This window comes from Pseudomonas sp. BF-R-01 (genome assembly GCF_019946615.1).
Lineage (GTDB): Bacteria > Pseudomonadota > Gammaproteobacteria > Pseudomonadales > Pseudomonadaceae > Aquipseudomonas > Aquipseudomonas migulae.
The window spans coordinates 1-14,331 of record NZ_JAGYFX010000037.1 but is presented as its reverse complement, the minus strand read 5'-3'; the positions used below and the strand labels follow the sequence as shown (position 1 = coordinate 14,331).

The 14,331-nt window shown below is 58.7% G+C and carries 6 protein-coding genes; 1 reads left to right on the top strand and 5 read right to left on the bottom strand.

Features of this window, described 5'->3' with window-relative positions:
- Positions 1-76: 76 nt before the first annotated feature.
- The 5 genes from KGB27_RS15605 to putP all read right to left on the bottom strand — a co-directional run bounded on the left by KGB27_RS15605 (position 77) and on the right by putP (position 9,800).
- Positions 77-493: a hypothetical protein gene (locus KGB27_RS15605; RefSeq protein WP_263290077.1), complete on the bottom strand. Its 417-nt coding sequence runs from the start codon at positions 491-493 to the stop codon at positions 77-79.
- Positions 493-5,292: an RHS repeat-associated core domain-containing protein gene (locus KGB27_RS15600; protein ID WP_223555206.1), complete on the bottom strand. Its 4,800-nt coding sequence runs from the start codon at positions 5,290-5,292 to the stop codon at positions 493-495. Before KGB27_RS15600 ends, KGB27_RS15605 begins: the two co-directional genes overlap by 1 nt.
- Complete coding sequence (locus KGB27_RS15595) at positions 5,292-6,029, bottom strand: DUF4123 domain-containing protein (protein WP_223555204.1); 738 nt, start codon at positions 6,027-6,029, stop codon at positions 5,292-5,294. The genes KGB27_RS15600 and KGB27_RS15595 overlap by 1 nt, the downstream gene beginning before the upstream one ends.
- Complete coding sequence (locus KGB27_RS15590; RefSeq protein WP_223555202.1) at positions 6,019-7,938, bottom strand: type VI secretion system tip protein VgrG; 1,920 nt, start codon at positions 7,936-7,938, stop codon at positions 6,019-6,021. The genes KGB27_RS15595 and KGB27_RS15590 overlap by 11 nt, the downstream gene beginning before the upstream one ends.
- Positions 7,939-8,315: 377 nt before the next feature.
- Positions 8,316-9,800 (bottom strand): sodium/proline symporter PutP, encoded by a 1,485-nt coding sequence (gene putP, locus KGB27_RS15585; RefSeq protein WP_192226891.1) that lies wholly within the window; start codon positions 9,798-9,800, stop codon positions 8,316-8,318.
- 463 nt (positions 9,801-10,263) lie between these two features.
- Here putP and putA point away from each other — a divergent pair, with 463 nt between their 5' ends.
- The gene (gene putA / locus KGB27_RS15580) at positions 10,264-14,217 is read left to right on the top strand and encodes a trifunctional transcriptional regulator/proline dehydrogenase/L-glutamate gamma-semialdehyde dehydrogenase (protein ID WP_008025099.1); all 3,954 of its coding nucleotides are present in this window, start codon (positions 10,264-10,266) and stop codon (positions 14,215-14,217) included.
- The last annotated feature ends 114 nt before the right edge of the window (positions 14,218-14,331 follow it).

The following is a 14,331-nucleotide window of genomic DNA, read 5'->3' as shown; positions in this document are numbered from 1 at the left end:
CCTGTAGGAGCGAGGCTTGCCCGCGAATTGAGCGCGAAGCGCTCATAAAATCTATCTGTCTCAGAGATAACAAGCCTTACCAGGTTGATTGATCTTCGAGGCTGGCTTTATGAAGGTCGTCTTTCCAAACTTCTTGCGCTAATACGTAGACATCCTGAAGAAATTCCCGAGGGTTCTCCAGTTCGTACCACTCGCCACGTGGCCAACTCGCAGCCTCATCCTCGTCAATATCAAACAGTCGCTGAAAGTCATAGTTTTCATCATTTAGTTTATTTGCAAGATACTCCACCAAAACAAATTTATGCCTATAAGACAAATAGTTTAAATTCAAACCGCGCTTTCTAATCAGCTCAACCCTGTCTTCTTTATTATTAGGATCATAGACCTCAAGTTCTGCACCTAAAGTTTCTTCGCGATCATAAACACTAAAAACTCCGATAAACCACATTAAATCCGGGTTGAATTCTTCATCTAAAAATGGGTCGCGCAACATTATTTTTTCTCCGACGGAAAGCCTGTATAAGGCCGAGTCACATCGTCCTTATCAAACTTAACTTCAAACCAATTCAGATCTTCATTTAGTTTAGGATCATTTATGTTCTGTCTGTTTGGCTTGTAACCACGACCAGCGCCAGGAAGCTCCAACCGTACAATCGGGTCTTGGTTGTGGTCTCTCCCCGTATGAGGGCTCAGTCCCAATGCCTCCCTAGTCAATGCCTTGTTTAAAGCATTGAGATGAACCCTCCAGTTACTGAACTGAGAGCTCGGATTACCTCGTGCACCTCTTGGGATTCTTCCAGTGTGAGGATCCGCTCCGTTAATGGCCCGCTGCTTAAGCGCCGCATCAGATATTTCTGAGCTGTGCTTTTTAACGGTGTGCATGTCGTACTTATGTTCCATCGCCTCGACCCTTCCCCTGGCATTAGCTTCCGCCAACTCATCAATCCTTGCCCGCCGCTGATCAGCCGTCATTTTCGGCAGCGGCGGCTCACCCTCATCAACCTTAGCGCCAGACGTATCATCCGGCGCCCCACACCCAGGCTTGTTCGGTGGCGGACAATTCCCGCTCAACCCCAACGGATCAACCCACCCCGTCGGATTCAGCGCGTACCGATACCCGTTCAGCCCACCCGCCAACTTGACCGGATCCGGCGTCAGGTACCGCCCCACCTCCGGATCATAGTACCGATGCCGGTTGTAATGCAGGCCGCTCTCGACATCGAAGTACTGCCCTTGAAACCGCAGCGGCTGCTCAAGTTGCTCGCCCCCACCGAACGCCAACCGCGTAACTTTTCCGTAGGCGTTGTACTTCGCCGACCAGACAATTTCACCGCCGTAATCGGTCAGTTCCTGCGGCGTACCCAGGTGATCGAGTTGGTAGTAAAACGGGCAAGCCTTGCGCGGGCCTTTGCCGTCGAGCATGGCCAATGGGCGGAAGGTGCCCGGTTCGTAAACATAGCTGCGGTAGTGCTCGCGGCTGCTTTCAGCGACGAGGTTGTCGCCCTGCCAGAAGAACTCGGTGGTTTTGCCGTCGACGGTTTTAGCGATGCGGCGGCCAAAAGCGTCGTAGCGGTAACTCGCGCAACGTCCGTCCGGGGTCGTGACGCTGACCAAGCGATGCTGGCAGTCGTAGGCATATTCGGTGACGAGTTTTTGCCCAGTGCCGCGACGTTCGCGGATGAGGTTGCCGAAGGCGTCGTAGTCGTAATGCCGGTCGCCTTGCATGAGCAGGCGATTGCCTTTTACGGCAGCCACACCGGCGCGGTTTTGCATCAGCAGGTTGCCGGCCCGGTCGTGGGCGAAGCTTTCCGGTGGGTCGTCGCGGGTGTGGCGCACGCGGGTCAGGCGGTTGAGGGCGTCGTAGTAATAACTGCGCTGGCCGTGGCGGCTGTCGGCGATGGTCGCCAGGTTGCCGTTGACCGCGTAGGTGTAGTGGCGCAGGTACAGCGGCCGGGTGTGTTGATTGATCGCGTGTGCTTGCAGGCGGCCCTGTTCGTCGTAGTGGTAGCGGCTGGTGAGCTGGCCTTGTTGGCGCTGTTGTTCGCGGCCAAACGTGAATTGGTGGGTGGTGAGCGGCGCGCCGTTGAGGTCGATGGCGGTCAGCGCGCCACCCTTGGCGTGGTGGTAATCGAGCTTGCTGCCGTCCGGCAGGCGCATGCGGTTGAGTTGGCCACAGGTGTCGTAGCCGTAGCGCAAGGTGCCCCAGCCTTGGTGCTCGGTGATCAAACGGTCTTGTCGGTCGTACTCGAATTCCAGTGGATGATCGTGACCGTCGTCGACGCTGATCAGTCGGCCGAGGCTGTCATAGCAATATTCGACCTTGATGCCATCGGGCAGCGTTTTGACCAGCAACCGCCCTGCCGAATCTCGCTCATAAGCGGTAACCCGCTGCGAGCCGTCGTCGCCGAACTCGGTTTTTTCCAGCAGGTTTCCATTGAGGTCGTAGGTGTACGCCGTGCGCTGGCCATCGAATCCGGTTTCCTGTCGGATCAATCCGCCAGGTGTGTAGTCCAGGCGATATTGTTCGCCGGATTCGTTTTCGATTTCTGTGAGCAACAGCTGCGCGTTGTCGTAGCGATAGCTGAGCTGCGTGCCGTCGGGGTTGATCCGGCGGCTGACCAGATGCAAACCATCGACGTATTCGTAGCGGGTAACGAGGCCAAGCTCGTCGCGTTCGGCGGTGATTTTTCCGTAGGCGTTGTAGCTAAAGGCGCGCGTGGTCCCCGTAGGAAGTGTCGTCTGAACCAGTCGCCCAACGGCGTCCCACCCGTAGTGAGTGAGCGATCCGTGTTCATCCTGATCGGTAATCCGTCGACCCAGCGCGTCGTAGGAAAACCGCCGCAACCCACCGTCCGGCAAAGTTTCTTCAACCAGTTGCCCTAAAGCATTGCGGACGAAGAGATGGCGACTGCTATCCGGGTAACGGATCGACAGCAACTGTCCTTTTTCATCGTAGTGATAGTGGGTGATCTGGCCGTCGGGATCAGTCTCTTCGGTGATGTCGCCCTGAGCATTGCGCTGATATTTCCAGACCGCTTTGCCGCGATACCGGGCATGCAGGAAACCGTTGCGATACTCGTAGGACGTGGGCTCGTCTTCTGACGGAATCAGCGCCACCAAGCGTCCGACTTCGTCGTAGTGGTATTCGGTGACGGCGCCGAGCGGATCCTGTTCGGCAATCAATCGACCTTTATCGTCGTAGGCCTTGAGGTGTTCGCCGCCATCCAGCTCGACCTTGCGCACCAGTCGCGCCCGGTCGTCATGCTGGTAAACCTCTTCGCTGCCGTCGATGTTGTGGACGGTGACACTGCCCTCGTCATCCCAGACATAACGAGCTTCCATCTGCGCAAACGACGCCCAATGCCGGACGCATCGCGCAGCCTTGCCGGACCTTTCCCACTCCCAGAAGAAACTCGCCCCACCGGCCAGCTGCCGTTGCTGGATGACGTGCTGGTCGTCGTAGTCGTAACGCTCGCTTTCCCCGGCGGCGTTGGTCGCTTCGATCAGTCGCGCGCGCTCGTCGTAGCGGTAACTGATCAGCGTCTGTTCGGTTATCCAGGCTTCGTCCGATGTGTCTGCCGGGGCAAAACGCTGATAGTCGACGGCAATCAAATGGTGCTGGTCGTAGCGCAACAACAAGGCGCGACCGGCGCCGTTGTCGAGGCGCTGGATACGGTCGCGGCGGTCGTGAGTGATGCGCAACCGGTTGTCGTAACCGTCGCTGATTGCAGCCAATCGACCGTTGATAAAATGATAGAAACGCGTGTCGTCGCCGGCCTGGGCGAGGATCAGCTCTTCCGGGGCGTCGCCCAGGTAAATCGCTGCACGCGAGAGGCTGTTGTGGATCGCCGGGCGCTCATTGCCAGGCAGCGGAAAGGTGGTGCGACGGTTTTCATGGTCGATCCAGATGACGCCATCGCCATCGATTTCCAGTCGGTGCGCAAGGCTGTGACTCCAGCCAAAACCGAGGCCGCAATCAATCTCGACGGCGCTGGTGCGATAGAGGCGCGTGAAGTCGAACGGCAGGATTCCATTCAATGAACCGTCGGTGAGGGTCAGCAGTTCTTCGCCGGTGACCATCGACACCGGGCATTTGTTGGTGGCGGTTTTATCGGCGGAATCGGCGCTGTCGCCGTTGGGATTTGTGGCCTGCTTCGAAGCGTCGTCGTGGTGTTCGTTTTGTTTGAGCGTGGTATTGCGTCTGGCGTCCCAACGCAGGTGCAATCCGCCTTTTTTCACACCCGCTGCCACGCCCCGTGCGGCGACCTTTTTGTACTGGTCGACGTAGGTCATGAAGTTGTTGATGAGGGTGAAAATCGCTTTGACGAAACCCTGCACGGCGCTGACGATACGGGCGCCGTAGCTGGCGAGACGCATACCCAGGTAGGCGATGCCCGCCCCCGCACCGGCGAAGGTCAGGACCACGCCAATTAGAATGTCGATGAGCAACTGAACCACCACCGTCGACAGTGCTTCGGCGGTTTTTCCAGCGATCTCGCTGGGCGGCAACATCTCCAGCCAGAGGCTGGCGGTTCGCAACAACAAACACAGCGCCGCTTCGTCACTGGCCAGCAGTTGGACCTTGGCCATGACGTCCGGAGCGGTTTTGGCGAGCGTGGCCAGTTCATCCGCACTGCTACCCAACCGCTCAACGAACTTGCCGGGATCCTGGAGAATGTCCGAGAGCAGGCTGATGCTGTCCCACACACCAATGACCGCCGCCCAACTTCCCGCCAGCAGGCCATTACCCGCAGCGGCAAACGCTGACTGCGACCACTGCGGCTTGAAGCCTTGCCACTCAATTCGCAGCCAGTCTTCCAGCTGTCCGGTCAGGCCGTCGTAAGACTTGAAAAGCTCATCAACCTGATCCGAAGTCACCGCGCTGTGGACATGCACGCGGTAGAACTTGCCGGCAATGCCCCTGAATTGTCCCTTGCCGTTTTCATCGAGCGAGACAGTGGTTTTTTCGCCGCCATCAACGGCAATCACATCAACATCAATGCTCCCCAGCGGAACGTCATAAACCGATTCGAACTTGCTCTCGATCTGCAGAATTCCGTTTAGCGGACACTGCGCAACACTGGAGAAGAAGTCATCATCACTGCGGCTCACCGACGTGGTGACATTGCCCAGTTTGATCTGCCGGTCCATGTCCATCAGCGAGGGCAGGTCCATTGCCCGGCTGACCTTGTCGGCGTTACGACTTAAAAAGCCCTTGAGTTGCTGGCGATACACACTCAGTGTGTCCTTGAAACCGTCGAGCTCCTGCTCGATCCGTACGATCTGATCCATCAGTCCAGCTCCATCGACAGGTAATCCACCAAGGCTGATTTCGGGGCTGGCGGCAGGCCCGGCTCTTCCAGAAAGATCGCGACTTTGTGCCGCAACACGCTTTCAGAAAATGCCTCGAAAAGATCAGGACGGTCCTCGCTCAACCACGTGAGCAAGTTGTTCAGCCGAGTGGTGTTTGAGTGTTCGCAGAGGTGCTTCAACAGCGTTGTGGAGATTTCCCACCATGGAAAAACCCTGGCGGTTTTCAGTGCAGTTCCACCGATGTCGAGCGGCTGACCATTAATCAGGCACCGCCCCACGACCGGCAGCAGTTGAGTGACATCGACTTCGGCCGACTGAAGAATCGGCAGCAAGTAATGCCCGTCCCAAAAGCGGAAAAACACCGCGTTGCCATTGGGCAAAAACACTTGCGTGAGGCTGCGCAGATGTTCGATCAACACGTCTTGAGGCGAAGAGGAAACTGCCAGCCAACCCCAATCGCGAGACTCGGTAGTGGCGACCCAATCCAGAAACTCACTGTCAGCAGCGACGATTCCGACATAGGGCATGACCGGTTCCCACTCGGCATAAGCGGTGTCGGCCCAGATCGGGCTCGGAGCATGCAACGGACTTGATCTCTGCCAGGCGTTGAACGGCTCAGCGGAACTGGCATTGCCGAACACTGCGAACAACTGCTCGGAAGGCTTGAGTGGTTGGCGCTCCAGCCAAGTGAGGGGTGACAAGCACTCAGGCTGCACAGACACCACCCTTGCAGCGTTCACATTCTTCGCAGAATGGGGCGTCGCTTTTCAGGGTCAGAATCTGTGCTGTGCTGAGTGCCAGAAGTGTTCGTTGAGTGGTCGCGGCGTCCATGGCCGGCATCGGTGCACCGCCCAGTTCAATCGGAACGCTGCTGAAGATCCCGGCGGGGCCGATGTTGATCCAGTGGCCACCCGCCTGGATGGTCGCGCTTGCGCCGCCATCGATGACAATTTGCTGGCCGGCGCTGGCGTGAAATTGCCCGCTCGCCTTGAGGGTCTGGTTGCTGACGGTGATGGAGCGGTCACCGTGAACGTGCAGGTTATCGTTGGCACCGATCACCGCACTGCGCAGATTTGCGACCTGGACGTGCAGGTCGTTCAACACGTGTTGAGTCCAGTTTCGCTGGGCTCGTAGGTAGATTTCCTCGGCCCCTTTGCGATCCTCGATGCGTAATTCGCTGTAACCGCCGCCACCGGGACTGCTTTGGCTACGGAAAATGCTGCGGGTTTTGTCGGCGGGCAGATTCAGTGGTATCGAGTTGGCGCCATTGGGCACGCAGCCCATGACCATCGGCTTATCGACGTCGGCATCGAGGAACCCCACCAACACTTCCATGCCGACCCGAGGAATCAGTGCGATGCCGTAGCCGTCATGCGCCCAGCCGGTGGCGACGCGCAGCCAGCAACTGGAGTGTTCATTGCGCTTTGCGTCGCGGTCCCAGGTGAGCTGAACCTTGACGCGGCCGTACTCGTCGCAGTGGATTTCACTGTCGGTGGGGCCAGTGACTACGGCGGTCTGGTAACCGGTGAAAGTGGGTTTCCCGATCAGGGGTGGGCGAAACGAAACATCCCACGGTGTCGCCAGAAAGGTGTTGCGATAGCCCTGGAAATCATCCGCCCCGTCGTTGCTGACAGACTCTTCGAGCACTTGCGGCTGACGGCCATGGTGTTCGATTTGGGTGATCAGCCACAGGTCATTCCAGGCCTGGCGCGGATGTTCCGACAACGCCAGGAAGTGACCTGTCACCAAAGCGGGCTCATCGCTGCGACCTTCAGCCTGACGGTAGTCCGCGTTGTGGCGCTCCAGTGTTCGTTGAGCCAGCGCCCTGCCAGATTCGCGATCCGTGAACTGGCCAGGAAAGTGATAATCCTCAAGCGTCGGCAGTTGCCCGTTGTCGCTTCGGCTTTCAAGTTGCAGCCCGGGTTTGTGGAAGTCGTAGTCGCGACGGGCTACCGAAGTGGTGCGGGTTTCCAGCCGCACGTTGAAGCGATTGATCGCAGGCGCGTCGGCTGCCATTCCGGTGTCAGGCGAGAAAAGTGTCGGTTTGTCGATCAGCGGGAAAACCGTCTGGTCGTCACCGAACACCAGCAGATGCCCGTCGGGGCTGTGCTGAAAGTGGTAATGAATGCCGATCTCGGCACACAAGCGCTGGATGAACGCCAGGTCGCTTTCCGCGTATTGCACGCAGTACTCGCGATCGGGGTAATCGCTGCCGAGCTGAAAATCGAATGCATGGCGACGCTGGAAGCCATGATCCTCAAGGATTTGCGCAATGATCACCGGCACGCTTTTGTGCTGGAAAATCCGCTGATTGATGCGCTGGTCGAGGTAGGTCAAACGCGGGACCAGACTGACTTGATAGCGCGTCAGACGCTTACCGGAATCGCCCTGGCCAACCCGAAAAATCTGACCGTGAATACCGCTGCCTTGTGTATCGAAACTCAGAAACGCCTGACGATGCAGAAGGCTTTCGAGCTCGATGTCCGGCCGTTCACTGACCAGTTCCAGATCAAAGCGGTAAGGCTGGCTGATGGCTTCCTTGCCGGTGAACTCAAGCACCTTGAGGTCATGCTGGTCACCGTCGACGGTCAGCGTGAAACGCGGTTGATTAGCAAGAGCGAACATCCGATGTGTCTCTGCAGAGTGAAGGCGGGCGATTCTGCATGAGCGGCAAGGGGTGTTGACGAAGGGACAGGAAACTCAGATTTGTCGTGCTTTTTTAAAGAATTTTCCTTCATAAATCAGGACAGCGAACTACAGACATTCCCTCAGGAAGGTCGGGGTTGAATCAAATTACGCCTTCGCGGGCAAGCCTCGCTCCTACGGTTTTTTGGTTGCGCCCATTAGTTTTGAATCAACGCAATCCTGTAGGAGCGCGGCTTGCCCGCGAAGGCGGCATCGGCAACACCAAACTTTTCCCCGCCCAATAAAAACGGCCCGCCTCCAAAGGAAGCGGGCCGTTTTCATGTTCGGCGAAAGGGTTGAGCCTCAGCTCATCCCGATCACTTGTTCAGGCGGAAATCAGCCTCGGCAGCAGCGAAACGCTGCAGCATGCCGTGAGTCGGCGCGCCCAGTTTGCTGACGATGTAGATCGCCAGGCTGGCGAAGATGAAACCAGGGATGATTTCGTACAGGCCCAGCAGTTCGAAGTGTTTCCACACGATCACGGTGATCGCGCCGACCAGGATGCCAGCCAGTGCGCCGTTACGGGTCATGTCTTTCCAGATCACGGAGATCAGGACCACTGGACCGAACGCAGCACCGAAACCGGCCCAGGCGTAGCTGACCAGACCCAGCACACGGTTTTCCGGGTTGGCGGCCATCGCGATGGCGATCAGGGCAACCAGCAGCACCATGGCGCGGCCGACCCAGACCAGTTCCACCTGGGAAGCCGATTTACGCAGGAAGGTTTTGTAGAAGTCTTCGGTCAGGGCGCTCGAGCACACCAGCAACTGGCAGCTCAGGGTACTCATCACCGCAGCCAGAATGGCCGACAGCAAAATACCGGCGATCCATGGGTTGAACAGGATTTTGGCCAGTTCGATGAACACGCGCTCGTGGTTTTCGCTGACGGGCATCGCCACGGCAGGGTTGGCCGAGAAGTAGGCAATACCGAAAAAGCCTACAGCCACGGTGCCGCCCAGGCACAGGATCATCCAGGTCATGGAAATGCGACGGGCATTGGCGATCGACTTGACCGAATCCGCCGCCATGAAACGCGCCAGGATGTGCGGTTGGCCGAAGTAGCCCAGGCCCCAGCCCATCAGCGAGATGATGCCGATGAAGGTGGTGTTTTTCAGCATGTCGAAGTTGGCTGGATCTTGCGCTTCGATGGCCAGGAACGCGGTATCGACGCCGCCGGTCGCCAGCAACACGATGATCGGCGTGAGGATCAGGGCGAAGATCATCAGCGTGGCTTGTACGGTGTCAGTCCAGCTGACTGCCAGGAAACCACCGACGAAGGTGTAGGCAATCGTCGCCGCAGCACCGGCCCACAGCGCGGTCTCGTAGGACATGCCGAAGGTGCTTTCGAACAGACGGGCGCCGGCGACGATGCCGGACGCGCAGTAGATAGTGAAGAACACCAGGATCACAACCGCCGAGATGATCCGCAGCAGGCCGCTTTTGTCTTCGAAACGGCTGGAGAAGTAGTCCGGCAGCGTCAGCGCATCGCCGTTGTGCTCGGTCTGCACGCGCAGACGGCCGGCGACGAACAGCCAGTTCAGGTAAGCACCGACGATCAGACCGATGGCGATCCAGCTTTCGGACAGACCGGACATGTAGATGGCGCCCGGCAGACCCATCAACAACCAGCCGCTCATGTCGGAGGCGCCAGCGGACAATGCAGTCACGACGCTGCCCAGGCTGCGACCGCCCAGAATGTAGTCAGAAAGGTTGTTGGTGGAGCGATAGGCCATGAAGCCGATCAGCACCATTGCTGCGATGTAGATCACGAACGTGATCAGGGTTGGATTGCTAACGCTCATTAAGTGATGCCCTGGCTTTGTTTTTATGTAGCGGCAGAGTGTGAAAACGCCGACAAACGACAATGTTTGATCAAACGATTTGCGGGTCCGCGCATTTAGGACTGATGTTTCCCCAGGAAAGCCATCAGCCGGTGCACCTGTCTTTTTGACCGGTTGCACCTTGGGCGCGAATCCTATTCAACAACACAAATAAGGTGCAACCCATTTTTTGAGAATAAGTTGCACCTAGTCGGATTTAGCTTGAAAAGCTCTGTTTTTGCTCCCTTTTAGAGCAGTCATGAGCGTTTACTAGAAGCAAAAGCACCAAGCAGGAGCGGTACGTTCGTACCGGAATTTAATTCCTGACGAGCTGCCTATTATTCCGACAAAAAAAGGGTTGCACCCGGTTGCACCTCAGAGAGCGCGCAGCTAATCTTGCCGCCAGCTGATGCCACGCGGTCGTGGCAAACATGAGGATAAAAATATGGCTACCACCACCCTTGGGGTCAAACTTGACGACCCGACCCGCGAGCGCCTCAAGGCCGCCGCGACTTCGATTGATCGCACGCCGCACTGGCTGATCAAGCAGGCAATTTTCAATTACCTGGAAAAACTCGAGGGTGGTGCAACCCTGACCGAGCTCAACGGCCTGACGGCCAAAGAAGCTGACGACAGTGGCGACGTCCACGTCGACCACGCGCACCAGTGCTTCCTTGAGTTCGCCGAAAGCATCTTGCCGCAATCGGTGCTGCGCGCCGCCATTACCGCTGCTTACCGTCGCCCTGAGCCGGAAGTGGTGCCGATGCTGATCGAACAGGCGCGCCTGCCGGTTGCCATGGCTGACGCCACCAACAAGTTGGCTGCCTCGATTGCCGAGAAACTGCGCAATCAGAAGAGCGCCGGTGGCCGTGCCGGAATTGTTCAGGGCCTGTTGCAGGAATTTTCCCTGTCGTCCCAGGAAGGCGTGGCACTGATGTGCCTGGCTGAAGCGCTGCTGCGCATCCCGGACAAAGGCACTCGTGACGCACTGATCCGCGACAAAATCAGCACCGGTAACTGGCAGCCGCACCTGGGCAACAGCCCGTCGCTGTTCGTCAACGCCGCCACTTGGGGCTTGCTGCTGACCGGCAAACTGGTCGCCACCCATAATGAAGCGGGTTTGACTTCGTCCCTGAGCCGCATCATCGGCAAGAGCGGCGAGCCGATGATCCGCAAGGGCGTCGACATGGCCATGCGCCTGATGGGCGAGCAGTTCGTGACCGGCGAAACCATCGCCGAAGCCCTGGCCAACGCGAGTAAGTTCGAAGCCAAGGGTTTCCGTTATTCCTACGACATGCTCGGTGAAGCAGCCCTCACCGAGCATGACGCGCAGAAGTACCTCGCGTCGTACGAACAAGCCATCCACTCGATCGGCAAAGCGTCCCACGGTCGTGGGATTTATGAAGGCCCGGGCATTTCCATCAAGCTGTCGGCACTGCACCCGCGTTACAGCCGTGCGCAGTACGAGCGTGTGATGGACGAGTTGTACCCGCGCCTGTTGTCGCTGACCCTGCTGGCCAAGCAATACGACATCGGCCTGAACATCGACGCCGAAGAAGCCGACCGCCTCGAGCTGTCGCTGGATCTGCTGGAGCGCCTGTGCTTCGAGCCGCAACTGACCGGCTGGAACGGCATCGGTTTCGTGATCCAGGCTTACCAGAAGCGTTGCCCGTACGTGATCGACTACGTGATCGACCTGGCTCGCCGCAGCCGTCATCGCCTGATGATCCGCCTGGTGAAAGGCGCGTACTGGGACAGCGAAATCAAGCGCGCCCAGGTCGAAGGCCTGGAAGGCTATCCGGTCTACACCCGCAAGGTGTACACCGACGTTTCCTACATCGCTTGCGCCCGCAAATTGTTGTCGGTGCCGGAAGTCATCTACCCGCAATTCGCCACACACAACGCCCACACTCTGTCGGCCATTTACCACATCGCCGGTCAGAACTATTACCCGGGCCAGTACGAGTTCCAGTGCCTGCACGGCATGGGCGAACCGCTGTACGAACAGGTTGTAGGTAAAGTTTCCGAAGGCAAGCTGAACCGTCCATGCCGCGTGTACGCACCGGTCGGGACTCACGAAACGCTGCTGGCGTACCTGGTACGTCGTCTGCTGGAAAACGGCGCGAACACCTCGTTCGTGAACCGTATCGCCGACCAGTCCATTTCGATTCAGGAGCTGGTGGCCGATCCAGTGGCCAGCATCGAGCAGATGGCGACGCTGGAAGGCGGCTTCGGCCTGCCGCACCCGCGCATCCCGCTGCCGCGCGATCTTTATGGTGCCGAGCGTGCCAACTCCAGCGGCATCGACATGGCCAACGAACATCGCCTGGCTTCGCTGTCGTGCGCTCTGCTGGCCACTGCTCACAACCACTGGAAAGCCGCGCCGATGCTCGGTTGCGTCTCCAGCACCGAAACCCCTGCGCCTGTTCTGAACCCGTCCGATTTGCGTGACGTGGTCGGGCACGTACAGGAAGCGAATGTCGAAGACGTCGACAACGCGATCCAGTGCGCCCTGAACGCTGCACCGATCTGGCAGGCCACCCCGCCGGCCGAACGTGCTGCGATTCTGGAACGTGCCGCCGATTTGATGGAAGGCGAGATCCAGCCGCTGATGGGCCTGTTGGCTCGCGAAGCCGGCAAGACCTTCGCCAACGCCATCGCCGAAGTGCGTGAGGCCGTGGACTTCCTGCGTTATTACGCGGTGCAGGCTCGCAACGATTTCACCAACGACGCCCACCGCCCATTGGGCCCGGTGGTGTGCATCAGCCCGTGGAACTTCCCGCTGGCAATCTTCAGCGGTCAGGTTGCCGCTGCATTGGCCGCCGGTAACCCGGTACTGGCCAAGCCTGCGGAACAAACCCCACTGGTCGCCGCCCAGGCCGTGCGCCTGATGCTCGAAGCCGGGATTCCGGAAGGCGTGCTGCAACTGCTGCCGGGCCGTGGCGAAACCGTGGGTGCCCGTCTGGTCGGTGACGATCGGGTCAAAGGCGTGATGTTCACTGGTTCCACCGAAGTCGCTCGTTTGCTGCAACGCAACGTCGCTGGCCGCCTGGATGCACAGGGCCGTCCGATTCCGCTGATCGCTGAAACCGGCGGCCAGAACGCGATGATCGTCGACTCCTCGGCACTGACCGAACAAGTCGTGATCGACGTGGTGTCGTCGGCCTTCGACAGCGCCGGTCAACGTTGCTCGGCTCTGCGTGTACTTTGCTTGCAGGAAGATTCCGCTGACCGTGTCATCGAAATGCTCAAGGGCGCCATGGCTGAATGCCGTCTCGGCAACCCTGAGCGCCTGTCCGTGGACATCGGCCCGGTGATCGACGCCGAAGCCAAGGCGGGCATCGAGAAGCACATCCAGGCCATGCGCGACAAAGGTCGCAACGTGTACCAGGTGGCCATCGCCAACAGCGAAGAAGTCAAACGCGGCACCTTCGTGATGCCGACGCTGATCGAGCTGGAAAGCTTCGATGAGCTGCAACGCGAAATCTTTGGTCCGGTGCTGCACGTGGTGCGCTACAAGCGCAAAGACATCGACCAGTTGATCGGCCAGATCAACGCTTCCGGCTACGGCCTGACGCTGGGCGTGCATACGCGCATCGACGAGACCATCGCCAAGGTGATCGACAACGTCAATGCCGGTAACGTCTATGTGAACCGCAACATCGTTGGTGCTGTGGTTGGCGTGCAACCGTTCGGTGGCGAAGGCCTGTCGGGCACCGGCCCGAAAGCCGGTGGTCCGTTGTACCTGTACCGCCTGCTGTCGACGCGTCCTGCCGATGCAATCGAACAATCCTTCGCTCGTGGCGACGCCGCCACTGCACCGGATGTTCGTCTGCGCGATGCCATGAGCAAACCGCTGACCGCCCTGCAAACCTGGGCCGACAGCAACAAGTTTGCCGACCTGAGCGCCTTGTGCGTGCAGTTCGCAGCGCAATCGCAAAGCGGCATCACCCGTGTTCTGGCAGGCCCGACCGGCGAGCGCAACAGCTACGCCATTCTGCCGCGTGAGCACGTGCTGTCCCTGGCCGAAGCTGAAGGCGACCTGCTGACGCAACTGGCGGCGGTATTGGCTGTCGGCGGCTCAGCGGTATGGCCGGAAGCTGACCTGACCAAAGCCTTGTTCGCACGCCTGCCGAAGGAAGTTCAGGCGCGTATCAAGCTGGTTGCCGACTGGAACAAGGACGAAGTGGTGTTTGATGCGGTTCTGCATCACGGCCATTCCGATCAGTTGCGTGCGGTGTGCCAGCAAGTGGCCAAGCGTGCCGGGGCGATTGTCGGGGTTCACGGGTTGTCGCTGGGCGAGACCAACATTGCGTTGGAGCGCCTGGTGATCGAGCGAGCGTTGAGCGTTAACACCGCTGCGGCGGGTGGTAATGCGAGCTTGATGACCATCGGCTAAAACCGATAAGCCGGGCTGCCGCAATAGCCGCCCGGTACGCAATACCCCTTGTGGGAGCGAGCCTGCTCGCGATAGCGGTGTGTCATCCGACACATGTATTGGATGAAACACCGC